This window comes from Legionella sp. D16C41 (genome assembly GCF_048541585.1).
GTDB lineage: Bacteria > Pseudomonadota > Gammaproteobacteria > Legionellales > Legionellaceae > Legionella_C.
Genome location: NZ_CP183303.1, coordinates 343854 through 367961 on the forward strand (window position 1 = coordinate 343854; position 24108 = coordinate 367961).

Genomic DNA, 24108 nt, shown 5'->3' on the forward strand with positions numbered 1-24108 from the left:
ATTGTTAGGCATGGATACTAAAGAGGTATTACTATGACGACATTAGGGTTAATTGGCAGAAAGGTAGGTATGACACGCGTTTTTACAGATGATGGAGTTTCTATACCTGTCTCTGTAATAGAAGTATTACCTAACCGAATTTCGCAATTAAAAAATTTAGAAAATGATGGCTATGTTGCTATCCAGTTAACAGCAGGCGAGAAAAAAGCTAGTCGCGTAAGTAAGCCACTAGCAGGTCATTTTGCAAAAGCACAAATAGAAGCAGGAGATATGATTGGTGAATTTGTGGTTGATTCAATTGATAGTTATCAACCAGGCCAAGTAATTAATATCTCTGATGTGTTCCAAAATGGTCAATATGTTGATGTATGTGGAACATCGAAAGGAAAAGGTTTTGCAGGTACTGTAAAACGTTATAATTTTCGTACCCAAGACGCAACACATGGTAACTCAAGATCACATAGAGTCCCAGGCTCTATTGGACAAAACCAAACACCAGGCCGAGTTTTTAAAGGTAAAAAAATGGCTGGTCAAATGGGTAATGTTCGTTGCACTACACAAAATTTAGAATTAGTAAGAGTAGATGCAGAACGTAATTTACTACTTATTAAAGGTGCTATTCCAGGTTGTCCAGGTGCGCAAGTTCGTGTTACACCAGCTGTTAAGAAAGTAAGGGGAGAATAATGGAACTTATAACGAGAGATACCAATACTTCCTTGAAAGTAAATGAGCAGATCTTTGATTATGGTTATAATGAAGGTCTAATACATCAAGCTGTCGTAACTTTTATGAATAATGCACGCAGTGGCAATAGTGCTCAAAAGACGCGCGCTGAAGTAAGAGGCGGTGGCAAGAAGCCTTGGAATCAAAAAGGTACTGGTAGAGCCCGTGCAGGAACTATTAGAAGTCCTCTATGGCGCAGTGGTGGAGTGGTTTTTGCCTCTAAAAAAAGAGATTATAGTCAAAAATTAAATAAAAAAATGTACAAAAGGGCATTGCGTAGTATAATCTCTGAACTTTATCGAAATGGTGATTTGATTGTCGTTAATGACTTTCAATGTAATTCACATAAAACGAAAGATTTTATTGCGAAAGTTCAAGAGTTTGAGCTTACCAATGCATTAATTGTAATGGATGAAATAGGTGAGCAAGAATACTTAGGATCACGCAATTTGGCAGAATTTGATATTTGTGACGTGATGTCTGTAGATCCTGTAAATTTATTACGATTTGAAAAGGTCGTTATGACTAGTGGCGCTATCAAGCGGCTTGAGGAGTTATTACAATGAATGCTGAACACATTATAATGGTTCTGCGTGAGCCCCATACTTCTGAAAAGTCTACTGTAATGGCTGAAAAATTTAAGCAATTTACTTTTAAAGTATTGCCTACCGCTACTAAGTTACAAATTAAACAAGCAGTAGAACAGATGTTTAACGTCAAAGTTAAAAATGTATCAGTATTAAATGTTCCTGGTAAACAAAAACGCTTTAGACAATTACAAGGTAAAAGAAGTGATTGGAAAAAAGCCTATGTTTCATTGCAGGAAAATTATGATATTGACTTTAGCTTGGCAGAATAAGGCAGATTAAGATGGCTCTTTTAAAATCTAAACCCACCTCACCGGGTAAGCGTGGTGAGCTAAAGGTTGTACATCATAATATTCATAAAGGACAACCACATGCCGCTTTAGTTGAAAAGTTAAATAAAACTGGCGGACGTAATAACTATGGACGCATCACAGTTCGTCATATTGGTGGTGGAACAAGATGCAAATATAGAGTTATTGATTTTAAACGTAATAAAGATGGTATTGAAGCCAAAGTTGAACGCTTAGAGTATGATCCTAACCGTTCAGCGCTTATTGCTCTTATTGTATATAAAGACGGTGAACGTCGTTATATAATTGCTCCTTCTAATTTAGAAGTTGGTGCTGTTGTAGTGAGTGGTGAAGATTCACCTATTAGTACAGGTAATTGTCTTCCTCTGCGTAATATTCCTGTTGGAACAACTATTCATTGTGTAGAATTAAAGCCAGGTAAAGGCGCACAATTGCTACGTAGTGCAGGATGTAGTGGCCAAATAGTTGCAAAAGAAGGTTCTTATGCAACATTGAAATTACGCTCTGGAGAAATGCGAAAGGTATTAGCTTCATGCCGTGCAGTAATCGGTGAAGTAAGCAATAGTGAGCATAGCTTACGAAGCCTAGGTAAAGCTGGAGCTAAACGTTGGCGCGGAATTAGACCTACTGTTCGAGGTGTCGCTATGAACCCCGTTGATCATCCACATGGAGGCGGTGAGGGTAGGACTTCAGGCGGGCGTCATCCTGTAACACCTTGGGGTGTACCTACTAAAGGATACAAAACCAGGAGCAATAAGCGGACTGATCGCTTCATTGTAAGACGACGCAAAAAGAAATAATTAGTTAAGAGGATATTAAGGTGCCACGTTCCATAAGAAAAGGTCCATTTATAGATCGACACTTATTAAATAAGATAGAATTGGCGAATCAGACAAAGTCTAAAAAACCAATTAAAACTTGGTCTAGACGTTCGACAATAATTCCTGAAATGATTGAACATACTATTGCGGTTCATAACGGCAAGGTTCATGTTCCAGTCTATATTACTGATAATATGGTCGGTCACAAATTAGGTGAGTTTGCTATGACTCGAACATTTAAAGGGCATTCTGGTGACAGAAAGGCTAAAGGTAAGTAATAAGAGGTCATGATGGAAGTTACAGCTAAATTAAGTAATGCACCTCTTTCTGCACAAAAAGGCAGATTGATTGCTGATTTAATTCGTGGTCTAAGTGTTGCTAAGGCGCTTGATGTTTTGCGTTTTACTCCTAAGAAGGGTGCAACGCTCATGCTAAAATTATTAGAATCAGCTATAGCTAATGCAGAAAATAATAATGGTGCTGATATCGATGAGCTGAAAGTTGGGACTATTTGCGTGGACGAAGCGGCGACATTAAAAAGAATTAGCCCACGTGCCAAAGGTAGAGCTAATCGTATTTGTAAGCGCAATTGCCACATATTAATTAAAGTATCTGACGGGGTATAGCATAATGGGACAGAAAGTAAACCCAATAGGTATTCGTTTAGGTATTACGAAAGACTGGAACTCAAAGTGGTATGCCAGTAAAAATTATGCCAAATTATTAAACGAAGATATTAACTTAAGAAAAGATCTTAAGGAAAAATTTAAAGGTGCTGCCGTCAGTCGTATTCAGATTGCAAGACCAGCTAATAACGCAGTTGTAACTATACATAGTGCAAGGCCAGGTGTGCTGATTGGCAAGAAAGGCGGTGGTATTGAAGGGTTGCGTAGTGAAATTGCAGCTAAGCTAAATGTACCTGTTCACTTAAATATTGAAGAAGTACGTAAACCTGAACTTGACTCAGTTTTAGTTGCCGAAAGTATTGCTCAACAGTTAGAGCAACGTGTCATGTTTAGACGTGCAATGAAGAGAGCTGTAACTTCAGCTATGAAAGCTGGCGCAAAAGGTATTAAAATTTGCGTTAGTGGACGTCTTGGTGGAGCTGAAATTGCTCGAAGCGAATGGTATCGAGAAGGTCGCGTACCTTTACATACTTTTCGTGCAGACGTTGATTATGGCACTGCAGAAGCGAAAACGACGTACGGTATTATTGGCGTTAAAGTATGGATCTTTAAAGGTGAAGTACTACCGCAAAAAAATCGTAACGTTGAAAGCAGTAAATGAATGAGGATTGTTAATCATGTTACAGCCTAAACGTACTAAATATAGAAAGCAAATGAAAGGTCGCAATCGTGGCCTGGCATTGAAAGGTAGTAAAGTTAGTTTTGGAGAATTTGGTTTAAAAGCTTTAGAGCGTGGGCGTTTAACCGCTCGCCAAATTGAAGCTGCTCGACGAGCCATGACCCGCCACATTAAACGGGGAGGAAAAATATGGATTCGTGTTTTTCCTGATAAACCAATTACTCAAAAGCCACTTGAAGTAAGACAGGGTAAAGGTAAAGGTAGTGTTGAATATTGGGTTGCTCAAATTCAACCTGGAAAAGTCTTATTTGAAATGGAAGGTGTAACTAGAGAATTAGCTATGGAAGCTTTTAATCTAGCGAAAGCGAAATTACCTTTCAAGGTTATCTTTGAAGAACGGAAGGTGATGTAATGAAAGACAATAAAGAATTGAGAGAGCTCTCTGTAGAAAAGTTAAAAGAAGAGTTACTCGATTTAAGAAAAGCACAGTTTAAATTAAGAATGAAAAAAGCTAATGGTTTACTAGAAAAAACTCATCCTATTAAAGAAACGAGAAGAGCCATAGCTAGAGTAAAAACAATTATGACGGAAAAGGTTGGAAAGACTTATGTCGAAGAATAGTGAATCTAATGCCAGAACGCTGGTTGGTAAAATCGTTAGCGATAAGATGCAAAAAACTATTGTAGTCATGGTCGAACGTACAGTAAAGCATCCTAAGTACGGCAAAATTATGAAGAAGAGAACGAAATTACATGCCCATGATGAAAATCAAATAGGACAGGTTGGTAACACAGTTAAAATTCGTGAAACACGACCTCTTTCTAAAACAAAAAGTTGGGTTCTTGTTGAAGTTATTTCTTAATAGATTGTAACGGCTTTTAAAATACCAAAAGGGCTGATATAATCAGCCACCTTTTTCTGGTCGTATTAAGAACTGGAGTTTATTATGATACAAATGCAGACGGTGCTTGATGTTGCTGATAACAGCGGCGCACGCAAAGTGATGTGTATCAAAGTGCTAGGGGGCTCACACCGTCGCTATGCACGAGTTGGGGATATCATCAAAGTTAGTATTAAGGATGCAATTCCTAGAAGTAAGGTAAAAAAGGGTGCAGTTATGAAGGCTGTAGTGGTTAGAACTAGACAAGGTGTTCGTCGTGATGACGGTTCGCTTATTCGTTTCGATGGAAATGCCGCTGTTCTTTTAAATAACCAAAATGAGCCTATTGGTACTCGTATATTTGGTCCAGTAACACGTGAATTGCGAGAGAAATTTATGAAAATAATCTCTTTAGCAGCAGAAGTATTGTAAAAGGATAAAATTATGAAGCGTATCCGTTCTGGCGATACAGTAATTGTTATCACTGGTAAAAGTAAAGGGCATATCGGCAAAGTAAACCGAGTTTTTGGTGACTCAGTAATTGTTGAGGGTGCCAATTTAGTTAAGAAGCATGTTAAGCCTAATCCTCAGGCTAATGATAAGGGCGGAATTCGCTCTATCGAAGCACCGCTACATATTTCTAATGTCGCTTTATACAATCCTACTGCAAAGAAAGCTGATAAAGTGGGTTTTAGATTTATAGAAAAAGATGGTAAGACATACAAAATTAGATATTTTAAATCTAATGATGAGGTAGTTGACTTAATCTAAATTAGGTGGCGGGAAATGGCAAGACTTAAAGAATATTATAGAAGCGATGTAGTTGAAATGATGATGAAAAAATTCGGCTACAAGAGCGTGATGCAAGTCCCTAAAATTGTTAAAATTACATTAAATATGGGCGTTGGTGAAGCTGTAGGCGATAAAAAGGTCATGAATCATGCTGTTGAAGATATGGCGTTGATTGCTGGTCAGAAGCCAGTTGTTACTAAAGCACGCAAATCTATAGCGGGCTTTAAAATTCGTGAAGGGTGGCCGATTGGTTGCAAAGTTACATTAAGAAAAAATCAAATGTATGAATTCTTAGATAGACTAATCACTATTGCTCTTCCACGTGTACGTGACTTCAGAGGTCTAAGTCCTAAGTCATTCGATGGTACCGGAAATTATAGTATGGGCTTAAGCGAGCAAATCGTTTTTCCAGAAATTGACTTTGATAAAACTGATGGAATCAGAGGTTTAGATATCTGTATTACGACCAGTGCTAAAACCAACGAAGAGGCAAAAGCTTTATTGGAAGCATTTAATCTGCCTTTGAAAGACAGAGATAAACATTAAAGAAGGGTATTACCGTGGCTAAAAAATCAATGCTTGAACGAGAAAAAAAGCGTGCAAAGCTAGTTGAAAAGTATATACAGAGGCGAATTGAGCTAAAGGATTTAATCAAAACTTCACAAGATTTTGATACAATTATGGATGCACAAGAGCGGTTAGCGAAACTGCCTGTCAATTCTAGTCCGGTTCGTCATAGCACTCGATGCCAACAATGTGGCCGACCTCACGCCGTATATAGAATGTTTGGGCTTTGCAGAATTTGCTTACGGCAACAATTAATGAATGGTAATGTTACTGGCGGACGTAAATCAAGCTGGTAATATTTAGTCTATTGGAGAAAAAGTGTGAGTATGCATGACCCCGTAGCTGATATGCTGACCCGAATTCGAAACGGACAGCAGGCAAAACACCGAAGCGTTACTCTTCATTCATCAAATTTGAAAGAGGAAATTGCTCGGGTTCTAAAAGAGGAAGGCTACATACTAGATTATAGTATCGAGTCTACTAAAAATAATATCAAAAGTATTACTATTGATTTAAAATATTATCATGGTAGACCAGTTATAGAACGAATTGAACGTATAAGTCGCCCTGGTTTAAGGGTTTACAAGCCATTTAATCAATTATCAGCTATACCTGGATTTGGAATTGCAATTCTATCTACCTCTAAGGGTGTTATGACCCATGTAGCAGCCAAGTCTCAACGGGTTGGTGGCGAAATACTTTGTGAAGTAGCTTAAACGTTTGCGAGGAATGATATGTCAAGAGTAGCTAAGGCCCCGATATCCCTACCCGCTAACGTAGGGTTAACTTTAACTAAAGAAAAGATGACTGTTAAGGGACCGAAAGGAGAATTATCTCAGCCATATAATAAGTTGGTTGATATTTCTACCGACAGTTCAAATGTTGTAACTTTTAAGCCAGCCTCTAAAGATCCTAATGGTTGGGCTCAGGCAGGTACTGCAAGAGCTTTACTTAATAATATGGTTCGAGGAGTTACAGAAGGTTTTACTGTTACATTAGAATTAGTAGGTGTAGGTTATAGAGCGCAAGCTAGTGGAAAAACACTTAATTTATCTTTGGGTTTTTCACATCCTGTTGAATATAACTTACCTGAAGGTGTAAAAGCTGAGACACCAAATAATACTACTGTTAATCTAACTGGTATTGATAAGCAGCTATTAGGTCAAGTTGCTGCTGAAATTCGAGCACTTAGAAAACCTGAGCCATATAAAGGTAAAGGGGTTAAATATGCTGGCGAACGTATAGCTCGTAAAGAAGCTAAGAAGAAATAGGGTTTAAAAATGAGTAAACGAACTTCTCGTGTTCGACGTGGAATGAAAAGTAAGGCAATTCAACGCAATTGTGATCGTCCTCGTCTTGTAGTTTATCGCAGTGCGTGCAACATCTATTCGCAGATTGTTGTAAAAGGTGAGAATGGAGATATTGTTTTAGTTTCATGCTCAACACTTGACACTGAATTGAAGCCTTCTCTAAATGGCACAAAAGTAGAAAAAGCTCATCAAGTAGGTAAGCTATTAGGTGAAAGAGCTAAGGCTAAAGAAATTATTAATGTAGCATTTGATCGTTCCGGCTATAAATATCACGGTCGTGTTAAAGCATTGGCCGATGGTGCGCGTGCAGCTGGTTTGAATTTTTAAAGGAAAAGTGATGGCATTTGACGATTCTAAAGTAAACGAGGGCTACCAAGAAAAATTAGTTTCTGTTACTCGTACAGCAAAGGTTGTAAAAGGTGGCCGTGTGTTTGGCTTTGCTGTTTTAGTGGTAATTGGTGATGGCAAAGGTAAAGTAGGTTTTGGCCGTGGTAAGGCACGTGAAGTTCCAGTAGCTATTCAAAAGGCAATGGAGCAAGCAAGAAAGAATATGACTTATATTCCGCTTGCCGGAAATACTATTCATCACGAAATTACTTGGAATTATGGTGCTTCAAAAGTATTTATGAAACCAGCAAGTGAAGGTACTGGTATTATTGCTGGTGGTGCTATGCGTGCTGTGTTAGAAGTTTTAGGCGTGCAAAATATTTTAGCTAAAAGTATTGGTTCAACTAATCCTAGCAATATTGTAAGAGCAACTATTGACGCTTTAACTAATATCGGCACTCCTGATTACGTTGCTGCGAAGCGTGGTAAATCTATTGAACAAATAATGGCTGATCAACATGAGTAAAAATATTAAAATTACTTTAGTTAAAAGTATTATCGGTCGTAAGCCTAAGCATATTCTAATTGTAAAACAGCTTGGCTTAGGTAAATTAAATAGTTCTGTTATTCATAATGATAATCCCTCGATTCGTGGGTTAGTGAATACTGTAGAATACTTATTGAAAGTCGAGGAGTGTGCTTAAATGAATTTAAATTCACTTTCCCCAGATTTTGGTTCGCGTCCTTCTAGACGTCGCGTTGGCCGTGGTATTGGCTCTGGTTTAGGTAAAACTTGCGGAAGAGGCCATAAAGGTCAAAAAGCAAGAGCAGGCGGATTTCATAAAATTAATTTTGAAGGCGGTCAAATGCCTATTCAAAGACGCTTACCTAAGATGGGCTTTAAATCAAGAATTGCTAAATTAGTTGATGAAGTAACTTTGTCTGAATTATCAAAATTAGATGTCGATACTGTTGACTTTCTTACATTGAAAGAACATGGCGTAATTAATAGCGCTATTAAAGATGTCAAAATAATCCTTTCAGGTGAAATAACTAAGCCGTTAAAAATTAAAGGACTTCGTATAACTAAAGGTGCTAAGGCAGCAATTGAACAAGCAGGTGGAAGCGTAGAAGACTAATATGAATAGCAAAAAACAGTTAACGAGCCAACCTAAAGGCGGGTTGGCAGAATTAAAAGCCAGGCTTTTATTTGTAATTCTAGGTATTTTGATATATCGCTTAGGTGCTCATATTCCTGTACCTGGACTTGATCCACAAAAATTAGCTAATTTTTTTGGTGAGCAACAAAATACAATATTTGGCTTATTTAATATGTTTTCAGGTGGTGCTTTATCACGCGTTACCGTCTTTGCTATTGGTATAATGCCTTATATTTCTGCATCTATTATTATTCAACTTTTTTCAGTAGTATCTCCTAAGCTAGAACAATTGAAAAAAGAAGGAGAATCTGGACGCAGGAAAATAAATCAATATACTCGGTATTTAACACTTGTTTTATCTATTTTTCAATCACTGGGTATGGCGCGTTGGTTAGCTGGCCAACATATTGCCTTGAATCCAGATATTTTCTTTTATTTTACAGCAGTTATTACTTTAGCTACAGGAACTATGTTTTTAATGTGGCTTGGAGAGCAAATTACTGAAAAAGGTGTAGGTAATGGTATATCTTTAATTATCTTTTCAGGTATTGTTTCTAGTATGCCTCATGCTCTTGCATCAATCTTTCAGCAAGTTCGTGAAGGTCAAATGCAAGCATTAACTCTAATATTAATAGGTTTAATTGTAGTTGTTGTAACAGGCTTTGTTGTTTTTATGGAACGAGCACAGCGGCGAATTCGTGTTAATTATGCCCAAAGAACTCATGGCAGAAAAGTTTATGCAGCTCAATCTAGTCATCTGCCCTTAAAAATTAACATGTCTGGAGTTATTCCGCCTATTTTTGCTTCTAGTATTATTTTATTACCTGCTACTTTAGCGCAGTTTTTTGCAAAGGGTAAGGGGATGGATTGGCTTGCAGATATTGGTATGGCTCTTTCCCCAGGTCAGCCGCTTTATCTTATCGTTTATGCTGTAGCTATTTTGTTTTTTGCTTTTTTCTATGCTGCTCTTGTCTTTAATCCTAAAGACACTGCAGATAACTTAAAGAAGTCTGGCGCTTACATTCCTGGTATTCGTCCTGGTGAACAAACAACGCGCTATATTGATTCAGTTATGACGCGTTTAACATTAATTGGTGCTTTATATTTAGTATTAGTATGTTTGTTACCGCAAATTTTAATGTATACCTGGCACGTTCCTTTTTATTTTGGCGGGACTTCACTTTTAATCATTGTTGTCGTAATTATGGATTTTGTTGCCCAAATACAAGCCCATTTAATGACTCAACAATATGATTCTTTGATGAAAAAGGCCAATTTTAGAGGTACTAAGTTGCCTGGTCTTTTATAAGTAAATTATTTGGAGTTATGAATGAAAGTTAGAGCATCAGTTAAGCGCCTATGCCGAAATTGTAAAATTATTAAGCGAAGTGGGACTATTCGCGTTATTTGTAAGGATGCAAGACATAAGCAAAAACAAGGTTAATTATTGCTTGATTTTGTATCAATATAATAGTATTCTTCTGTCCCTTTCTGGCAGAGCAAAAATAACGTACGGAGAGATTAATGGCTCGTATTGCAGGTGTAAATATACCAGATAACAAACATATTGTAATTGCGTTAACGTCAATTTATGGCATTGGTAACACTACTTCAAAAAAATTATGTCAAACTGTAGGAATTGATCCTGCAACTAAAGTTTCTCAAGTTTCTGAGGAATTGTTAGAGGCGTTACGTACTGAAATTGCAAAAATGACAATCGAAGGTGATTTACGCCGTGTTGTTACGATGAATATTAAGCGTCTAATGGACTTAGGTTGTTATCGAGGCTTACGTCATCGTCGTGGTCTTCCTCTACGTGGACAACGAACTAAAACAAATGCGCGAACCCGTAAAGGTCGTCGCAAAGGCGTAAGTAAATAATTATTTTAGGATATAAAGATGGCTACAGCTAAAGCAAAACAACAAAAGACCAGAAAAAAAGTTAAACGTGTCGTTTCTGATGGTATTGTGCATGTGCATGCTTCTTTTAATAACACTATAGTTACTTTTACCGATCGACAAGGCAATGCTCTGTGTTGGGCAACAGCAGGTGGATCTGGCTTCCGTGGCTCAAGGAAAAGTACTCCCTATGCTGCGCAAGTTGCTACTGAACGAGCTTCTGCTGTAGCTAAAGAGTTTGGTATGAAATCTGTGGCTGTATTTGTCCACGGCCCGGGACCTGGGCGCGAGTCGACAATTCGGGAATTAATATCACAAGATTTCAAAATTGTTGAAATCACCGATGTTACTGGTATACCGCATAATGGTTGTAAACCACCTAAAAAACGTCGCGTTTAAGATTCAGGAGTAATTAATGGCTAGATACCTTGGTCCCAAATGTAAACAATCTCGTAGAGAAGGTGTTGATCTTCTTACAAAAAGTGCTGTACGGGATTTTAAATCAAAATGTAAAGCAGATAAATTACCAGGTCAGCATGGTGGAACAAAGCCACGTTTAAGTGACTATGGCCTTCAGTTACGTGAAAAGCAAAAATTACGTCGATATTATGGTGTTTTAGAAAAGCAGTTTCGTAATTATTATAAAGCCGCTGCTCGCAAAAAAGGTTCTACTGGTGAGAATTTAATGGTTTTGCTAGAAAGCCGTCTTGATAACATTGTTTATCGTATGGGTTTTGCTAGTACCCGTGCTGAGGCAAGACAGCTTGTTACTCATAAAGCGATTTTAGTTAATGATCAAGTCGTTAATATCCCCTCTTATTTAGTTAGTCCAGGAGATGTTATTGCTATTCGTCAAAGAGCTAAAGAGCAAGGTCGTATTAAAGCTGCAATGGCTTTATCAGAGCAAAGAGCCCCCTGCGATTGGTTAACAGTAGATTCTAATTCGTTAAAAGGTACATTTGCTTCTGCTCCTAGTATCAATGACTTGTCGTCTGATTTTAACGTCAATTTAGTTGTAGAACTTTACTCTAAGTAAGATCTGGAGACATTGTCTAATGTATGAAATTAATGAAATGCTGACACCCACTGTACTAAAAGTACAGGCGAACACTAAAAATCATTCTCGTATTGTACTTGAGCCTTTAGAGCGTGGATATGGTCATACTTTAGGGAATGCATTAAGAAGAATTCTTCTTTCGTCTATGCCGGGTTGGGCTATTACTGAAGTATCAATTGACGGTGTTTTGCATGAATATAGTACTATTGAAGGCGTTCGCGAGGATGTTGTTGATATACTATTAAATTTAAAGCAAGTTGCATTAAAGATTGTATCGACAGAAAGAGAAGTGACTCTTACATTAAATAAAGAAGGTCCTTGCATTGTTACTGCAGGAGATATTGAGTTATCAGCTGATCAAGAAGTTGTTAATCCTGAGCTTGTCATTGCTACTCTTAATGAAAATGGTAAGCTTAATATGACAATGAAAGCTGAGCGTGGTATTGGTTTTCATACTACTGATACTGCAATGACTGCTTTTGAAGAAGAGATTGCTCAAAAATCTGTTGGTAAGCTTAAAGTTGATAATAGTTTCTCACCTGTGGTTAAAGTAGCTTATTTTGTCGATAGTGCTCGTGTCGAAAATCGAACTGATTTAGATAAATTAACTATTGATTTATATACTAATGGTACCTTAGATCCTGAAGAAGCTATTCGAATTTCTGCTTCTATTTTACAACGACAATTGCATGCATTTGTTGATATGAAATTTGAAGAGTCTCGTACAGACAACAAAGAAAGAAATAACTTTGATCCTATTTTACTAAGACCAGTTGATGATTTAGAGCTTACTGTTCGCTCTGCTAACTGTTTAAAAGCTGAGAATATTTATTATATTGGCGATTTAGTACAGAAAACAGAAAATGAACTGTTAAAGACACCTAATCTAGGTAAAAAGTCACTTACTGAAATCAAAGACGTACTAGCTTCTCGATCATTATCTTTGGGAATGAAACTTGAAAATTGGCCTCCAGCTAATCTAGGCGATTAATATTAGGAGTTTAAAATGCGTCACCGTAATGCCGGCCGAAATTTTAGCCGAACTAGCAGCCATCGTAAGGCAATGTTTTCAAATATGTGCTGCTCTTTAATTGAACATGAATTAATCAAAACTACGCTTCCTAAAGCGAAAGAGCTACGTCGCTATATTGAGCCTTTAATTACTGTTAGTAAAAAGGACTCTGTTGCTTCTAGAAGGCAAGTTTTCGATCGTTTACGCTCTAAAAGTGCTGTAGGTAAGTTATTTACTATTTTAGGTCCTCGCTTCGCTGAAAGACCAGGTGGATATTTACGTATTTTAAAATGCGGTTATCGTCCTGGTGATAATGCGCCCATGGCTATAGTTGAGCTAGTGGATAGGCCTGCACCTACTGAAGAAGCTGACAACGAATAACTTATTATATTCAACTTTAAAAACCCACCAATAACGTGGGTTTTTTTATAAATTTTTTTTACCGATGTTTTTATCGGCTTCTTTTAATGCATCATGCATTTAACATTAGTATCTATGCGAGTGTTATGGATGCTTTTTCTTTTTAAAAAAATTATACTAAGTGCTTATTTATTTTTTAAGCTAGTATAGTTTTCATGCAGCAAAGCTTTAAATGGGCATTAATTGATTTAGAAACCACGGGCTTACATATTAAACAAGATAGAATAATTGAAATAGCTGTCATTATTTTATCTGAACAAGGAATACTAGCTACTTGGCATAGTTTAATTAATCCAGAACGTTCTATCCCTGAGCCTATTACACAGTTAACAGGGATTAATAATTCACTTGTTAGCCAAGCACCTGTTTTTCAATCTATAGCAGAAGAATTGATTCTACTATTAAATGGGTGTGTATTAGTAGCACATAATGCTCGTTTTGATTATAGCTTTTTAAAGAATGCATTTAAATTATCTCAAATAACTTTCCAAGCTCCAGTGCTTTGTACAATTAAATTATTAAAAAATTTTTATCCAGCTCTAAATAATTATAAATTAGCATCTATAGCAGAGGCTTTTGGTCTTGAAATAAATTCTATGCATAGGGCGGAAAAAGATGTTAATTTATTGCAAAAAATTATAAGTCGGCTAGCCGATGATTTTTCATTGGTAGAACTATTAAATCAAGCTAAAAAAATTTATAAGCAGCCAAGTATTCCTTCTACCCTAGTGACTGATTGTAATATTCTTCCTGAAACACCTGGTGTATATATATTTTATGGGAATGAAAAATCTTTGCCGCTTTATATAGGAAAAAGTGTATCGATACGGCAGCGAGTTTTATCACATTTCCAAGCTGATCATTCTAATGCAAAAGAATTTACATTGTCACAGCAAGTTAAATACATAGAAACCATTCCGACCGCAGGTGAATTAAGTGCATTAATTTTAGAGTCAACTTTAATTAAAGAAAAAATGCCAGTGTATAATCGCCGCTTAAGAAGAAAAAAAAATTTAGTCGTGATTAAAACTCAAAATATCCAGGGTTATTTGACACTAGCTCCTACACGAACCTCTATAGATGAAGAAGAGGAATTCGAACTTATTACAAATAATTTATATGGTGCTTTTAGAAGTGTCCATGCAGTTAAAAAGACGCTGTTAAGTTGGATTAAAGAATACGAACTTTGTCCTAAATTATGTGGTATTGAGCAAGCGAGGCAAGCCTGTTTTTCCTATCAATTACATAGATGTCATGGTGCTTGCATCCAAATTGAAGCTAGTGAAGTTTATAATAGTCGCGTTACTAAAGCACTAAAGCAATTTAAACGAGAAGCTTGGCCTTTTCGTGGAAGTATTGCTATTAAGGAAGTAAATGAAAGTAATAAAATAACTCAATATCTAGTTTTTAATCAATGGCGTTACCTCGGCTCTGTAGCTTCTGAGACAGAATTAGAAACTTTAAAAGAACGTATAGGGCAAACTGCTGATAGTTTTGATAATTATAAAATATTATTAGCCTATCTTAAAAATAAACAAAACAAAATCAATCTAATTGAATTGGCTTGGTAAACCAGGACGACTACTCAGCCATTTATAGGCCGCGTCTCTAATATGGATTAAATATTGAATAACAGCAAAACTAGGAGTTAAATACGCGGTACCTACTAATAAGCCTTTAGCAGCTACCTTTGCTGTAAATCTATAGTTTTTATTTTTTGTACCACGATAATTAAAAAATAATATTTTACTAATGTGTATGAAATTTTTTTAGGTAGTAATTCATATACTAAAGTTGAAATCCTCCGGATTCAAATGTTTTTATATTGGTTAATGCTGGCATGTTAATTCACTTAATTTTAATATTAATATCTTAAATCTTTCAGTAGTTATTTATCTGCTAAATTTTAAAATAAGTTTTTGCGACGTTTTGCTTTGCTTGTATAATAAAAAAGCCATCATTTCTACTTAAATAATGGCTTAATTTTATTAATTAACTTCATTTTATTGAAAATCAAAATGGAATATCATCGTCTAATTCAGCAAAGACATCGTCAGCAGTGCCTTTACGGTTAGTTGGTTGCTGATAAGCAGGCTGTTGCTGGTGTTGTGGTGCAGCAGCTGACTGAGCATCATCATAACCTACTGAGCTCCCGCCTTTACTATCAAGCATTTGTACATCAGTTGCAATAATTTCGGTAGTGTAGCGATCTTGACCCTGCTGATCCTGCCATTTACGAGTACGTAAGCTTCCTTCAATATATAGCTTAGAACCTTTACGTACAAATTCACCTGCAATTTCACCTAGGCGATTGAAACAAACAACGCGGTGCCATTCGGTACGCTCTTGTTTATCTCCACTTTGCTTATCTTTCCACGTTTCACTTGTTGCAATTGATAGGGTAGCCACAGCATTACCATTAGGCATATATCTGACTTCAGGATCACTACCAACATTACCAATTAAGATAACTTTATTAATTCCGCGAGCCATTAAATTCTCCTGCATGCGAGATAGTTAGAAGGAACATTATAGCCAATCTAAGCTTAATTTCGAAGTTTTAAATGATATAATCTAATTATAGTCATTTACTATTTTCTCAGCACTTCCAGCAACATACGTTGTTTTATTAACGCTTAAATAAATAGTATTTTCTTCATCCACAATACTAATATTAATAACACCTGATAAAGATTGTAATTTAGTTAATAATTTACGTTCTGTCAGATTATCTAGATTGGGTTTAGACAGAATAATAATAGTTTGAGAGGTGTTAATAGACATAGGTAACGAGATAATAAACCATATTAGTCCTAATAATGCATTGATAGCAAAAATACTCCAGATACCTAAATATTGATATAAAACGCCAGCGCTAAAACCTCCAATAAAAATCCCTAAGAATTGGCAACTTGAATAAACTCCCATTGCCGTTCCTTTGTTTTTAATACTTGCTTGTTTTGATATTAATGAGGGTAAACTGGCTTCAAGCAGGTTAAAGGCTGTGAAATAAAAAAGCATAATATAGCAAAAGCTAAGCCAGTTATTATGCAAAAATATAAGCAAAAATTGAGTAATTGCAGTGGCTATAATAGCTGCTAAAAAGATAGGCTTAAATAACTGTTTTTTCTCAGCCAGAAAAATGAGTGGAGTCATTAATATGAAAGAAAAGAGCATTATGGGAAGGTAAAAATGCCATTGCTCAGTTAAATGACCTAATTTAAGTTGCTGAAGTAGCAGTAGTGGAATACCAAAGAATGTAGATGTCAAAATAAAGTGTTGCAGAAAAATTCCTAAATCTAGCCGTTGTAAACTTTTATCACTAACAGTTATTTTCAAGAGTGAAATTTTTGCTTCACTATCCATATGCGGACATTCGTTTTGTGGGTTAGGAATAACACCATAGAGCATTATTAAACCAAAAAGAGATAAGAGAGATGTTAAATAAAAAATACCTGCCAAACCATAATAGTGTGCGATAGCAGGGCTAAGCACCATAGCTAAACTGAAAGAAATACCAATCGTCATACCAATGACAGCCATTGCTCGAGTACGTTTTTCATCTTCTGTTAAGTCTGCAAGCAAAGCAATTAGGACACTGCCAATAGCCCCCATTCCTTGCAGAATACGAGCAAGAATCATCCCATAAATGGAGTTTGTTAAAGCACCTAATACACTGCCAATGGCAAATAAGATTAATCCAATAGCAATAATTCTTTTTCTACCATAATAATCAGATAAGATGCCAAATGGCATTTGTAGCAAGCCTTGACTTAAACCATAGCTACCTAGAGCAATACCAATTAACGTAGGCGTTGCATGATTTAATTGTCTAGCATAAACAGTAAATACTGGAATGAGCATAAACAAGCCAAGCATACGAAATGAAAAAATAGCAGCAATTGGGAAAACAGATTTTGACCAGGAATATTTCATGTATATTAAAAAGCCTATATCGATCGAGAGATAGTACAAAGTTGAGCACGTCTAGACAAGTTGTTTTTCCTGAAACTTGCAATTAATTGACTGACTTATTTTAAATCTTTTAAGTTCCTTTGTATTCATATTGTTTAGTAGTCAAAAATTTCTTAATATTTTTCTTTTATAATGCTTAATCTAGGAGATTATAGGTAAATTATGCTCAGAAAAGGTATTATCTTAAGGGCTGACTTTCGTCTAAAAATAAACATAATGTATTAAATTATTCCTATAAATTTTAATTTAAAATGCTAGAAATTTTTAACGGTGTAACTGTTAAACGCTAATTTGCTTTTCTATTTTTTATTGTTATTAAGATACCTTATTTTTATACTGCTAAAATTTCTTAATATTTAAAGGAAAATGTTATGCGATTAGATAGAAAAGTAGCAGTTATAACAGGTGGAAATAAGGGTATTGGCCAAGGACTTGTTGAGCATTTTTTACATGAAGGTGCTCAAGTTGTAGCTTTTGCACGCAACAAACAAGATTTAGCTAGATTAAAAGAAATTCATCCAGAAATACTCACTATTACTGGTGATGTGACGAAGCCTCAAGACTTAATTCATTTATTTCAGGAAACAGAAAAAACATTTGGCAAAATAGATATTTTAGTTGCTAACGCTGGTGTTGGCACACGTATTTCTGTCGTTGATATAACGGAAGCTGATTTTGATCAAATGGTCGATATAAACTATAAAGGAGCTTATTTTACTGTCCATTATGCACTTCCTTATTTAAAGGATGGTGCAGCTATTATATTGATTGCATCGGTTGCGGCTCATGTAACGTTACCTAATCATAGTGTGTATTCATCGACTAAATCTGCAGTAATACAATTAGCCAAAAGCTTTGCTTTTGATCTTGCTTCTCGTGGGATTCGAGTCAATAGCCTTTCACCAGGTTATATCGAGACACCTATTTTTGCCAAGCGAATTAGCGAAGATCCTAATTATCTTAATAAAAGACAAGATTTAGTTCCTTTAGGTCGAATTGGTAAGCCACTAGATATTGCAAAGGCAGCTTGTTTTCTGGCGAGTGATGAAGCAGCTTATATTACCGGAACTGATTTGATAGTCGATGGCGGACTTTCAGCAAGTTATCGCGAACCTGCTTAAAAATTTAAACTTTAAATAAACTACTTTAAACTACACATAACTTGAACGTTGACAGTTAATAATATTGCCGGTAGCTTTGTGGTCATTTATTTAAACTTAGGACGCCAGTATGAGTCTAGTTTTTAACAATAAAGTTGCCTTAATTACCGGTGGTGCGCGCGGCATAGGTCGTGCTACAGCACTAAAACTAGCGAAGGCAGGTAGTGATATTGCTATTGTGTATTACAACAGTTCTAGCGAAGCTATACAGTTAACTGCTGAAATTAATGAACTTGGACGCAAGGCAGTAGCTATTCAAGCTAATGTTGCTGACTCGCAATCGGTTAAAGACCTTTTTACAGAGTTTCGTAATACATTTACTCAATTAGACTTTTTAATTAGTAATGCTGCCAGTGGTGTTCTTAAGTCTGCATTAAAAATGTCAACTAAACACTGGCGCTGGTGCCTTGAAACTAATGCTTTGGCTTTAAATCATTTAGTGCAGGCGGGAAAAGACTTAATGCCTAAAGGTAGCGCTGTTATTGCTTTATCTAGCTTAGGTGCACATCGAGCAATTCCTAATTATGCTTTTATTGGTGCCTCAAAAGCTGCATTAGAAGCATTAGTGCGCTCACTTAGTCTAGAATTAGCACCATTTGATATTCGGGTTAATACTGTTTCTGCTGGAGTCGTTGACACGGATGCACTGAAGTATTTTCCTAATCGCGAGCAATTGCTTGATGAGTCTCAATCGCGCTCTTTAGCTTCTCGACCTTTAACACCAGAAGATGTAGCCAATGCTATCTATCTTTTATGCTTGCCTGAAGCTAAAATGATTAACGCACATACGTTAGTTGTTGATGCAGGTTATAGTCAAGTAGGTTAAGTGATGTAGGTTGGGCCCTGGCCCAACAATAGCCATACGATGTTGGATCAAAGCCCAATCTATATTATAAAACCTAGGCTATAACGCATAGCTCGAGATTAAAACTTTATGATATACTCCTTAAATTTACCATCGAGAATTCTGAGGATCTAAAATGAATGTAGAAAGCGTTTACCCTAAGGTAAGGGAAATTATCGCTGATGTACTTGTTATTGATGAAGATGAAATTAATCTAAACAGTCGATTAATTGCTGATTTAGGTGCTGAGTCAATCGATTTTCTTGATTTGGTTTTTCAATTAGAAAAAGAATTTGGTATTAAAATTCCGCGTGGTCAGCTTGAAAAAAATGCTCGTGGTTCACTTGCAGAAGATGAGTTCGAGAAAGGTGGTGTCTTAACAGAGCAAGGTATGCAAGCACTAAAGAATTATTTAACTGAAGTGCCTGAAGATTATTTTAAACCTAATTTAAAAGTAAATGAGATTCCTATGCTTTTTACAGTTGAGACTTTTTGTAAGTTAGTAGTTAATGCTGTAAATACTAAAAAAACTTGTGAAGAATCTGTTGCCTGATGCGCTTTTTATTTGTTGATCGCATAGTAGAACTTGTTCCAGGGAGCTTAATAAGAGGTATTAAGCATGTCACCGAGGATGATAACTATTTATGCAAAAATGAGCAAGGGCAGTATTATTTTGCTGCTTCTCTAATTGGTGAGACTTTAGGACAGCTGGCTGCCTGGAATGTGATGTTTACTAATGATTTTACTGCACGTCCGGTTGCTGGCATTGTTGCTTCTGCTCGGCTGTATCGACAAGCCTATCTTGGTGAGACGATTTTATTAGAATCTATAATTGATTCGCTTGATGAACAAGCGGTGCAGTACCATAGTATTGCCCGCATTGGAAGTGAGGTTATTTTTACTGTTGAAGGTGCGTTAGGGCCCTTACTACCTATGCATCAATTCATTTCTAATGAAGAAATTCAGCAGCAATTTAATGAAATTTATCGTCCTGCAGATTGGTCAGCATATCAAGAATTATCGTGGTTAGACCTTAAAGAACCTGTTAAACAAGAAAGTATACGCCTTATTAACTTGTCCTTTGACAAAATCATTCAGCATGAACCAGGTGTATCCATGGTAGCAGTCAAAAGAATTAGTCGTAGCGCGCCTTACTTTCCTGATCATTTTCCTCATAAACCAGTTTTACCTATGACGGTATTATTAGAATGTAAATTACAGTTAGCTCATTTATTTTTACAGGAAGCAGATTTTACTTCTAATTTCCAAGTCAGAGAGTTACGTAAGATAAAGATGAGTGAATTTGTTTATCCAGGTGATATATTATATTGTTACGTCTCTCTTGTGCAACAAGATGAGCAGCAGCTAATTTTAAGATTTCGTAGCGAAGTTGAAAGTAAACGAGTTTGTATTTTAGATGTCATTATGACTGCAAAGGGTATTTCGTATGAATAAACGAAGAGTTGCAATAACTGGTTTAGGTGTTGTCTCGCCTTTAGGCCATAATACTGAAACTACCTGGCAAAATTTATTAGCAGGTCAGTCGGGCATTGCACCAATCCAGCAGTTTGATGCATCAGCCTTTCCTACTTACATTGCCGCTGAGGTGAAGCCTTTTCAGCCGACTTATCATAAGAGTAAACATAACCGTTTTGCCATGCATTTTACGAGTTTTGCACTAGAGGCTGCAGAGCAAGCATTCTGTGATGCTGGTATCAAACCTTCAGCAGTTGATGCTGAGCGTTGGGGTGTTGTAGCTGGCAGTGGAATGATGACAGCTGAATTTGATTATTTACATCGTTTTCAACAAACATGTGCTTTAACTGGTGACATTGATTGGAATTTACTACAACAAGAAACAGCTGATTTTTATAAGTTAACTGATTTTGGTAAGACAACTTCTAATTCTGGTTTAGCACTTCTCATTCAGCACTTTAATATTCGTGGCTATGCATCTTCAGTGCATACGGCTTGTGCTTCAGGCGGACAGGCTTTGGGACTTGCAATGCAGGTTATTAGGCGAGGTGAAGCAGATTTTATTCTAGCTGGTGGGTTTGACTCTATGATCAATCCATTAGGGCTGTCGAGTTTTTGTTTGTTAGGTGCTTTATCTACATACAATGACACGCCTGCTTCAGCAAGCCGGCCCTTTGATAAAACCCGCAATGGTTTTGTTTTAGGTGAAGGCGCTGCTTTTCTAATCCTTGAAGAGTGGGAAAAGGCGCGTGCCCGAGGTGCCAAGATTTATGCAGAATTAGCTGGTGAGGGAAATTCATTAAGTTCTTATCGTATTACCGATTCTCACCCTAATGGTGATGGGGCAATTCAAGCTATAGAACGTGCTTTGTATGACGCCGGAGTAGAAGCGAGTGATGTAGATTATATTAATGCTCATGGTACCTCGACCAAAATGAATGACTTAAGTGAAACCAATGCCATTAAGGCTGTTTTTGGTGAAAAAGCCTATAAATTGCCAGTAAGCTCAACGAAAAGCCAAACGGGTCATTTAATTGCTGCAGCAGGCGCGTTAGAGGCAGCCTTAGCTGTATTATCAATTGAGCGCCAGCAAATTCCTCCTACAGCTAATTTAACAACACCTGATCCAGATTGTGATCTTGATTATGTTATTGATGGACCTCGTGAGAAGTCCTTAGGTGTTGTACTGTCTAATTCATTTGGGTTTGGTGGCTCTAATAGCTGTTTGCTGTTTAAGCACCCTGAATTAAGAGGATGACTTAAATGAGCAATGAATGTAACAATCGTGTTTTTATTACAGGACTAAGTGCTTTAACGGCTTGTGGTGATACGGCGCAGTCAAATTGGGAAGCTATTTTAGAAGGAAAAAGTGGTTTAGACCAAATTAACAATTGGGATATTTCTTCTTGGCCTAGCTCATTGGGTGGTGAATTAAAAAATTTTAATCCAGCCCGTCTTTTACCCGATCGAAAATTAATTAAAGTTATTTCGCGCCAAGATGTCATGGGAATCCACGCCGCAGTCAAAGCTGTTGAAGATAGTCAACTATTAATGTATCGGGACAGTTTGCCAAACGCTGATATTTTTAATGAAAATACTGCAGTTTATGTCGGCTCACCCGGAAATAAATATTTTCAGCAATATGATTTTTTACCTCTTTTAGCTAAAACAAAAGGCAATATGCGCCAATTTGCTGAGAATTTATTTTCTGAAGTTCATCCTATGTGGTTACTGCGTATTTTGCCTAATAATGTTTTAGCCTATACGGGAATTACTTATGGCTTTAAAGGCCCTAATCATAACATTACAAATCATGCAGTTGGTGGGACTCAGGCTATACTTGAAGCTTTTCATGCTATTAAAAGCGGTTTTGCTGAACGTGCAGTCGTAGTTGCTTACGATATGGGCGTTGAACCACAAGCCTTATTTTATTATGACAAGTTAGGCGTTATTAGTAAAAGGCACTTAAAGCCTTTCGATAAAGAGCATGATGGGACATTGCTAGCTGAAGGCGCAGCAGCTTTTATCTTGGAAAGTCAGGCAAGTGTACAAGCCCGCGGTGCAAGATGCTATGGCGAGGTTTTAGGCGGTCGTGCTGCTACTGAGGCAGCTGGATTGTTTTCTCTAGCAAGCGATGGCGAACCTTTAGCTAATTTACTTGCTAAAACTTTAGATAACTTAGCTTTGACACCAACTGATATTGATTTGATTGTGGCACATGGCAATGGAAATATTAAATCGGATGATACCGAGGCACAAGCTATTCAAAGTGTGTTTAATAACTATTCAGTTCCTGTGACTGCTTTTAAATGGGCGATGGGACATACATTATGTGCGTCAGGATTAATTGATGCTGTATTAACTACCTACTCATTAAATAAAAGCATAATACCAGGTATTGCCAATTTTTCTACGCCAGCTGTAAATTGTAATAATTTAAATATAAGTAAAGAGCATCGGGTTATGCAAAACAAAAATCATATTGCTGTAATGATTAATCGTGGGTTTGCAAGTATGAATGCTTGTTTGGTGATTAAATCTTGTGTCTAGTATTGCAGATATTCATAAACTACCGATTTCACTTAGTGGACGTTTAATTTATAGGTTATTGCCCTATCGTCGCTCTGTGATTATGAATAATATTAACCAAGTTTTTGGCACACAATTAAATGATGCGCAAAAAAAGCATCTAGCTAAAGCTTTTTATTCTCATCTAGCTACATCAATTAAAGAAACTATTCAACTGCGGTTTATGTCGGAGAAAGCATTAAAAGAACGCGTTGAAGTACGTGGTTATGAACGGATGTTAGAAGTTGTTGCCAAAGGTCAAGGTGTTCTAGTATTAACAGGGCATTTCGGTAACTGGGAATTTGCGCCACTGGGGGGTATTTTAAATTTTAAACAATTTCAGGGACAATTTCATTTTATAAGACGCACGTTAGGAAATAAAATGATAGAACGCATTTTATTTCGTCGTTATTATCAGGCAGGCTTAAATGTTATTCCGAAAAAGAATTCCCTTGAGCAAGTTTGTAATGCTTTAGAGCAAAATCATGCAGTCATTTTTGTTTTAGATCAACACGCCTCATTAAAAAATCGTGATGGTATTGCGGTTGAATTCTTTGGTAAGAAAGCAGGAACTTATCGCAGTCTAGCAAGTTTGGCTCGGCATACAGGGGTGCCCGTTGTTCCAGCAGCAGGCTATCGCCTACCCAATGGACGACATGTACTTGAATTTCACGAACCAATTTTTTGGCAGGATTACCCAAGTACGCAAGAGGCAATCTATCAAAATACTTTAAAGTACAATCAAGCCTTAGAGCGCATTATTTTAGCCCGCCCGGAGCAGTGGATGTGGTTACACAAGCGCTGGAAACTCAAGTGAGCGTTCAGGAGCTCACACCGAATGGCTAAATTTGGCGCATCTTGCGCGAAAATAACGGTTCGAAAGCCTCACATACTAATGTATGCTGCGTTTTCTC

At 36.8% G+C, this 24108-nt stretch carries 37 protein-coding genes; 35 read left to right on the forward strand and 2 right to left on the reverse strand.

Annotation, left to right across the window (positions count from 1 at the left end; all coding sequences use genetic code 11):
* Nucleotides 1–33 precede the first annotated feature (33 nt).
* The 28 genes from rplC (at nucleotide 34) to ACNVED_RS01670 (ending at nucleotide 14742) form a co-directional block, all read left to right on the forward strand.
* Nucleotides 34–684, forward strand: coding sequence for a 50S ribosomal protein L3 (rplC, locus tag ACNVED_RS01535; protein WP_419420006.1), 651 nt, complete (start codon nucleotides 34–36; stop codon nucleotides 682–684).
* Nucleotides 684–1289, forward strand: a complete 606-nt coding sequence (gene rplD / locus ACNVED_RS01540) for a 50S ribosomal protein L4 (protein ID WP_419420007.1) — start codon at nucleotides 684–686, stop codon at nucleotides 1287–1289. The genes rplC and rplD overlap by 1 nt, the downstream gene beginning before the upstream one ends.
* On the forward strand, nucleotides 1286–1582 hold the full coding sequence (gene rplW, locus ACNVED_RS01545; protein WP_419420008.1) for a 50S ribosomal protein L23: 297 nt from the start codon (nucleotides 1286–1288) through the stop codon (nucleotides 1580–1582). Before rplD ends, rplW begins: the two co-directional genes overlap by 4 nt.
* Nucleotides 1583–1593: 11 nt before the next feature.
* Nucleotides 1594–2421, forward strand: a complete 828-nt coding sequence (gene rplB, locus ACNVED_RS01550; protein ID WP_419420009.1) for a 50S ribosomal protein L2 — start codon at nucleotides 1594–1596, stop codon at nucleotides 2419–2421.
* A 20-nt stretch (nucleotides 2422–2441) separates the two neighbouring features.
* Nucleotides 2442–2720, forward strand: coding sequence for a 30S ribosomal protein S19 (gene rpsS, locus ACNVED_RS01555; RefSeq protein WP_419420010.1), 279 nt, complete (start codon nucleotides 2442–2444; stop codon nucleotides 2718–2720).
* A gap of 12 nt (nucleotides 2721–2732) precedes the next feature.
* The gene (rplV, locus tag ACNVED_RS01560) at nucleotides 2733–3068 is read left to right on the forward strand and encodes a 50S ribosomal protein L22 (protein WP_419421129.1); all 336 of its coding nucleotides are present in this window, start codon (nucleotides 2733–2735) and stop codon (nucleotides 3066–3068) included.
* A 4-nt stretch (nucleotides 3069–3072) separates the two neighbouring features.
* On the forward strand, nucleotides 3073–3729 hold the full coding sequence (gene rpsC, locus ACNVED_RS01565) for a 30S ribosomal protein S3 (RefSeq protein WP_419420011.1): 657 nt from the start codon (nucleotides 3073–3075) through the stop codon (nucleotides 3727–3729).
* Between the two features lie 16 nt (nucleotides 3730–3745).
* Nucleotides 3746–4159, forward strand: coding sequence for a 50S ribosomal protein L16 (rplP, locus tag ACNVED_RS01570; RefSeq protein ID WP_115329929.1), 414 nt, complete (start codon nucleotides 3746–3748; stop codon nucleotides 4157–4159).
* The gene (gene rpmC, locus ACNVED_RS01575; RefSeq protein ID WP_419420012.1) at nucleotides 4159–4368 is read left to right on the forward strand and encodes a 50S ribosomal protein L29; all 210 of its coding nucleotides are present in this window, start codon (nucleotides 4159–4161) and stop codon (nucleotides 4366–4368) included. Before rplP ends, rpmC begins: the two co-directional genes overlap by 1 nt.
* Nucleotides 4355–4609, forward strand: a complete 255-nt coding sequence (rpsQ, locus tag ACNVED_RS01580) for a 30S ribosomal protein S17 (RefSeq protein ID WP_419420013.1) — start codon at nucleotides 4355–4357, stop codon at nucleotides 4607–4609. The genes rpmC and rpsQ overlap by 14 nt, the downstream gene beginning before the upstream one ends.
* An 84-nt stretch (nucleotides 4610–4693) precedes the next feature.
* Nucleotides 4694–5059: a 50S ribosomal protein L14 gene (gene rplN / locus ACNVED_RS01585; RefSeq protein WP_419420014.1), complete on the forward strand. Its 366-nt coding sequence runs from the start codon at nucleotides 4694–4696 to the stop codon at nucleotides 5057–5059.
* Nucleotides 5060–5068: 9 nt separating this feature from the next.
* Entirely contained in the window at nucleotides 5069–5398 is a 330-nt protein-coding gene (gene rplX / locus ACNVED_RS01590) for a 50S ribosomal protein L24 (protein WP_419421130.1), read from the forward strand.
* Nucleotides 5399–5413: 15 nt separating this feature from the next.
* Nucleotides 5414–5965 (forward strand): 50S ribosomal protein L5, encoded by a 552-nt coding sequence (gene rplE, locus ACNVED_RS01595; RefSeq protein WP_419420015.1) that lies wholly within the window; start codon nucleotides 5414–5416, stop codon nucleotides 5963–5965.
* Nucleotides 5966–5979: 14 nt separating this feature from the next.
* The gene (gene rpsN / locus ACNVED_RS01600) at nucleotides 5980–6282 is read left to right on the forward strand and encodes a 30S ribosomal protein S14 (RefSeq protein WP_419420016.1); all 303 of its coding nucleotides are present in this window, start codon (nucleotides 5980–5982) and stop codon (nucleotides 6280–6282) included.
* Nucleotides 6283–6306: 24 nt separating this feature from the next.
* The gene (gene rpsH, locus ACNVED_RS01605; protein WP_419420017.1) at nucleotides 6307–6702 is read left to right on the forward strand and encodes a 30S ribosomal protein S8; all 396 of its coding nucleotides are present in this window, start codon (nucleotides 6307–6309) and stop codon (nucleotides 6700–6702) included.
* Nucleotides 6703–6720: 18 nt separating this feature from the next.
* On the forward strand, nucleotides 6721–7257 hold the full coding sequence (gene rplF, locus ACNVED_RS01610) for a 50S ribosomal protein L6 (protein WP_419420018.1): 537 nt from the start codon (nucleotides 6721–6723) through the stop codon (nucleotides 7255–7257).
* Nucleotides 7258–7266: 9 nt separating this feature from the next.
* The gene (rplR, locus tag ACNVED_RS01615) at nucleotides 7267–7623 is read left to right on the forward strand and encodes a 50S ribosomal protein L18 (RefSeq protein ID WP_419420019.1); all 357 of its coding nucleotides are present in this window, start codon (nucleotides 7267–7269) and stop codon (nucleotides 7621–7623) included.
* 10 nt (nucleotides 7624–7633) lie between these two features.
* Nucleotides 7634–8149: a 30S ribosomal protein S5 gene (rpsE, locus tag ACNVED_RS01620; RefSeq protein ID WP_419420020.1), complete on the forward strand. Its 516-nt coding sequence runs from the start codon at nucleotides 7634–7636 to the stop codon at nucleotides 8147–8149.
* A complete protein-coding gene (gene rpmD / locus ACNVED_RS01625; RefSeq protein ID WP_419420021.1) occupies nucleotides 8142–8327 on the forward strand; it encodes a 50S ribosomal protein L30 in 186 nt (61 codons plus the stop codon). Before rpsE ends, rpmD begins: the two co-directional genes overlap by 8 nt.
* Nucleotides 8328–8762, forward strand: coding sequence for a 50S ribosomal protein L15 (gene rplO, locus ACNVED_RS01630; protein ID WP_419420022.1), 435 nt, complete (start codon nucleotides 8328–8330; stop codon nucleotides 8760–8762).
* A gap of 1 nt (nucleotide 8763) precedes the next feature.
* Complete coding sequence (gene secY / locus ACNVED_RS01635; protein WP_419420023.1) at nucleotides 8764–10092, forward strand: preprotein translocase subunit SecY; 1329 nt, start codon at nucleotides 8764–8766, stop codon at nucleotides 10090–10092.
* 21 nt (nucleotides 10093–10113) lie between these two features.
* Entirely contained in the window at nucleotides 10114–10227 is a 114-nt protein-coding gene (rpmJ, locus tag ACNVED_RS01640; RefSeq protein ID WP_419420024.1) for a 50S ribosomal protein L36, read from the forward strand.
* 80 nt (nucleotides 10228–10307) lie between these two features.
* Nucleotides 10308–10664: a 30S ribosomal protein S13 gene (rpsM, locus tag ACNVED_RS01645; RefSeq protein WP_419420025.1), complete on the forward strand. Its 357-nt coding sequence runs from the start codon at nucleotides 10308–10310 to the stop codon at nucleotides 10662–10664.
* An 18-nt stretch (nucleotides 10665–10682) separates the two neighbouring features.
* On the forward strand, nucleotides 10683–11081 hold the full coding sequence (rpsK, locus tag ACNVED_RS01650) for a 30S ribosomal protein S11 (RefSeq protein WP_419420026.1): 399 nt from the start codon (nucleotides 10683–10685) through the stop codon (nucleotides 11079–11081).
* A 16-nt stretch (nucleotides 11082–11097) separates the two neighbouring features.
* A complete protein-coding gene (gene rpsD, locus ACNVED_RS01655) occupies nucleotides 11098–11718 on the forward strand; it encodes a 30S ribosomal protein S4 (RefSeq protein ID WP_419420027.1) in 621 nt (206 codons plus the stop codon).
* Between the two features lie 19 nt (nucleotides 11719–11737).
* Complete coding sequence (locus ACNVED_RS01660) at nucleotides 11738–12730, forward strand: DNA-directed RNA polymerase subunit alpha (RefSeq protein WP_419420028.1); 993 nt, start codon at nucleotides 11738–11740, stop codon at nucleotides 12728–12730.
* A 15-nt stretch (nucleotides 12731–12745) separates the two neighbouring features.
* On the forward strand, nucleotides 12746–13132 hold the full coding sequence (gene rplQ / locus ACNVED_RS01665; protein ID WP_419420029.1) for a 50S ribosomal protein L17: 387 nt from the start codon (nucleotides 12746–12748) through the stop codon (nucleotides 13130–13132).
* Between the two features lie 194 nt (nucleotides 13133–13326).
* Nucleotides 13327–14742, forward strand: coding sequence for an exonuclease domain-containing protein (locus ACNVED_RS01670; RefSeq protein WP_419420030.1), 1416 nt, complete (start codon nucleotides 13327–13329; stop codon nucleotides 14740–14742).
* 442 nt (nucleotides 14743–15184) lie between these two features.
* Here the strand turns inward: ACNVED_RS01670 and ssb are convergent, their stop codons facing one another.
* Both ssb and ACNVED_RS01680 read right to left on the reverse strand, forming a co-directional pair.
* The gene (ssb, locus tag ACNVED_RS01675; RefSeq protein ID WP_419420031.1) at nucleotides 15185–15664 is read right to left on the reverse strand and encodes a single-stranded DNA-binding protein; all 480 of its coding nucleotides are present in this window, start codon (nucleotides 15662–15664) and stop codon (nucleotides 15185–15187) included.
* Nucleotides 15665–15745: 81 nt separating this feature from the next.
* A complete protein-coding gene (locus ACNVED_RS01680) occupies nucleotides 15746–17107 on the reverse strand; it encodes an MFS transporter (RefSeq protein ID WP_419420032.1) in 1362 nt (453 codons plus the stop codon).
* 410 nt (nucleotides 17108–17517) lie between these two features.
* On the opposite strand from ACNVED_RS01680, the gene ACNVED_RS01685 reads away from it, so the two are divergent.
* The 7 genes from ACNVED_RS01685 (at nucleotide 17518) to ACNVED_RS01715 (ending at nucleotide 24011) form a co-directional block, all read left to right on the forward strand.
* Nucleotides 17518–18267, forward strand: coding sequence for an SDR family NAD(P)-dependent oxidoreductase (locus ACNVED_RS01685; RefSeq protein ID WP_419420033.1), 750 nt, complete (start codon nucleotides 17518–17520; stop codon nucleotides 18265–18267).
* A gap of 109 nt (nucleotides 18268–18376) precedes the next feature.
* On the forward strand, nucleotides 18377–19132 hold the full coding sequence (gene fabL / locus ACNVED_RS01690; protein ID WP_419420034.1) for an enoyl-[acyl-carrier-protein] reductase FabL: 756 nt from the start codon (nucleotides 18377–18379) through the stop codon (nucleotides 19130–19132).
* Nucleotides 19133–19286: 154 nt separating this feature from the next.
* Entirely contained in the window at nucleotides 19287–19703 is a 417-nt protein-coding gene (locus ACNVED_RS01695; RefSeq protein ID WP_419420035.1) for an acyl carrier protein, read from the forward strand.
* Nucleotides 19703–20605, forward strand: coding sequence for a hydroxymyristoyl-ACP dehydratase (locus tag ACNVED_RS01700; RefSeq protein WP_419420036.1), 903 nt, complete (start codon nucleotides 19703–19705; stop codon nucleotides 20603–20605). The genes ACNVED_RS01695 and ACNVED_RS01700 overlap by 1 nt, the downstream gene beginning before the upstream one ends.
* Nucleotides 20598–21884: a beta-ketoacyl-[acyl-carrier-protein] synthase family protein gene (locus ACNVED_RS01705; protein WP_419420037.1), complete on the forward strand. Its 1287-nt coding sequence runs from the start codon at nucleotides 20598–20600 to the stop codon at nucleotides 21882–21884. Before ACNVED_RS01700 ends, ACNVED_RS01705 begins: the two co-directional genes overlap by 8 nt.
* Before the next feature lie 5 nt (nucleotides 21885–21889).
* Complete coding sequence (locus tag ACNVED_RS01710; RefSeq protein ID WP_419420038.1) at nucleotides 21890–23176, forward strand: beta-ketoacyl-[acyl-carrier-protein] synthase family protein; 1287 nt, start codon at nucleotides 21890–21892, stop codon at nucleotides 23174–23176.
* Complete coding sequence (locus ACNVED_RS01715; protein WP_419420039.1) at nucleotides 23169–24011, forward strand: lysophospholipid acyltransferase family protein; 843 nt, start codon at nucleotides 23169–23171, stop codon at nucleotides 24009–24011. Before ACNVED_RS01710 ends, ACNVED_RS01715 begins: the two co-directional genes overlap by 8 nt.
* The last annotated feature ends 97 nt before the right edge of the window (nucleotides 24012–24108 follow it).

Coding starts and splice junctions, on each gene's coding strand:
- rpsC (WP_419420011.1), top strand. CDS start 3,073: ATGGGACAGAAAGTAAACCCAATAGGTATTCGTTTAGGTATTACGAAA.
- rplC (WP_419420006.1), top strand. CDS start 34: ATGACGACATTAGGGTTAATTGGCAGAAAGGTAGGTATGACACGCGTT.
- ACNVED_RS01705 (WP_419420037.1), top strand. CDS start 20,598: ATGAATAAACGAAGAGTTGCAATAACTGGTTTAGGTGTTGTCTCGCCT.
- rplQ (WP_419420029.1), top strand. CDS start 12,746: ATGCGTCACCGTAATGCCGGCCGAAATTTTAGCCGAACTAGCAGCCAT.
- rplD (WP_419420007.1), top strand. CDS start 684: ATGGAACTTATAACGAGAGATACCAATACTTCCTTGAAAGTAAATGAG.
- rpmJ (WP_419420024.1), top strand. CDS start 10,114: ATGAAAGTTAGAGCATCAGTTAAGCGCCTATGCCGAAATTGTAAAATT.
- rpmC (WP_419420012.1), top strand. CDS start 4,159: ATGAAAGACAATAAAGAATTGAGAGAGCTCTCTGTAGAAAAGTTAAAA.
- fabL (WP_419420034.1), top strand. CDS start 18,377: ATGAGTCTAGTTTTTAACAATAAAGTTGCCTTAATTACCGGTGGTGCG.
- rplR (WP_419420019.1), top strand. CDS start 7,267: ATGAGTAAACGAACTTCTCGTGTTCGACGTGGAATGAAAAGTAAGGCA.
- ACNVED_RS01670 (WP_419420030.1), top strand. CDS start 13,327: ATGCAGCAAAGCTTTAAATGGGCATTAATTGATTTAGAAACCACGGGC.
- rplV (WP_419421129.1), top strand. CDS start 2,733: ATGGAAGTTACAGCTAAATTAAGTAATGCACCTCTTTCTGCACAAAAA.
- ACNVED_RS01700 (WP_419420036.1), top strand. CDS start 19,703: ATGCGCTTTTTATTTGTTGATCGCATAGTAGAACTTGTTCCAGGGAGC.
- rplE (WP_419420015.1), top strand. CDS start 5,414: ATGGCAAGACTTAAAGAATATTATAGAAGCGATGTAGTTGAAATGATG.
- rpmD (WP_419420021.1), top strand. CDS start 8,142: ATGAGTAAAAATATTAAAATTACTTTAGTTAAAAGTATTATCGGTCGT.
- rpsE (WP_419420020.1), top strand. CDS start 7,634: ATGGCATTTGACGATTCTAAAGTAAACGAGGGCTACCAAGAAAAATTA.
- ACNVED_RS01680 (WP_419420032.1), bottom strand. CDS start 17,107: ATGAAATATTCCTGGTCAAAATCTGTTTTCCCAATTGCTGCTATTTTT.
- rplP (WP_115329929.1), top strand. CDS start 3,746: ATGTTACAGCCTAAACGTACTAAATATAGAAAGCAAATGAAAGGTCGC.
- rplW (WP_419420008.1), top strand. CDS start 1,286: ATGAATGCTGAACACATTATAATGGTTCTGCGTGAGCCCCATACTTCT.
- rpsD (WP_419420027.1), top strand. CDS start 11,098: ATGGCTAGATACCTTGGTCCCAAATGTAAACAATCTCGTAGAGAAGGT.
- rplO (WP_419420022.1), top strand. CDS start 8,328: ATGAATTTAAATTCACTTTCCCCAGATTTTGGTTCGCGTCCTTCTAGA.
- secY (WP_419420023.1), top strand. CDS start 8,764: ATGAATAGCAAAAAACAGTTAACGAGCCAACCTAAAGGCGGGTTGGCA.
- ACNVED_RS01660 (WP_419420028.1), top strand. CDS start 11,738: ATGTATGAAATTAATGAAATGCTGACACCCACTGTACTAAAAGTACAG.
- ACNVED_RS01710 (WP_419420038.1), top strand. CDS start 21,890: ATGAGCAATGAATGTAACAATCGTGTTTTTATTACAGGACTAAGTGCT.
- rpsK (WP_419420026.1), top strand. CDS start 10,683: ATGGCTACAGCTAAAGCAAAACAACAAAAGACCAGAAAAAAAGTTAAA.
- ACNVED_RS01685 (WP_419420033.1), top strand. CDS start 17,518: ATGCGATTAGATAGAAAAGTAGCAGTTATAACAGGTGGAAATAAGGGT.
- rplN (WP_419420014.1), top strand. CDS start 4,694: ATGATACAAATGCAGACGGTGCTTGATGTTGCTGATAACAGCGGCGCA.
- rpsQ (WP_419420013.1), top strand. CDS start 4,355: ATGTCGAAGAATAGTGAATCTAATGCCAGAACGCTGGTTGGTAAAATC.
- ACNVED_RS01695 (WP_419420035.1), top strand. CDS start 19,287: ATGAATGTAGAAAGCGTTTACCCTAAGGTAAGGGAAATTATCGCTGAT.
- rplB (WP_419420009.1), top strand. CDS start 1,594: ATGGCTCTTTTAAAATCTAAACCCACCTCACCGGGTAAGCGTGGTGAG.
- rplF (WP_419420018.1), top strand. CDS start 6,721: ATGTCAAGAGTAGCTAAGGCCCCGATATCCCTACCCGCTAACGTAGGG.
- ssb (WP_419420031.1), bottom strand. CDS start 15,664: ATGGCTCGCGGAATTAATAAAGTTATCTTAATTGGTAATGTTGGTAGT.
- rpsM (WP_419420025.1), top strand. CDS start 10,308: ATGGCTCGTATTGCAGGTGTAAATATACCAGATAACAAACATATTGTA.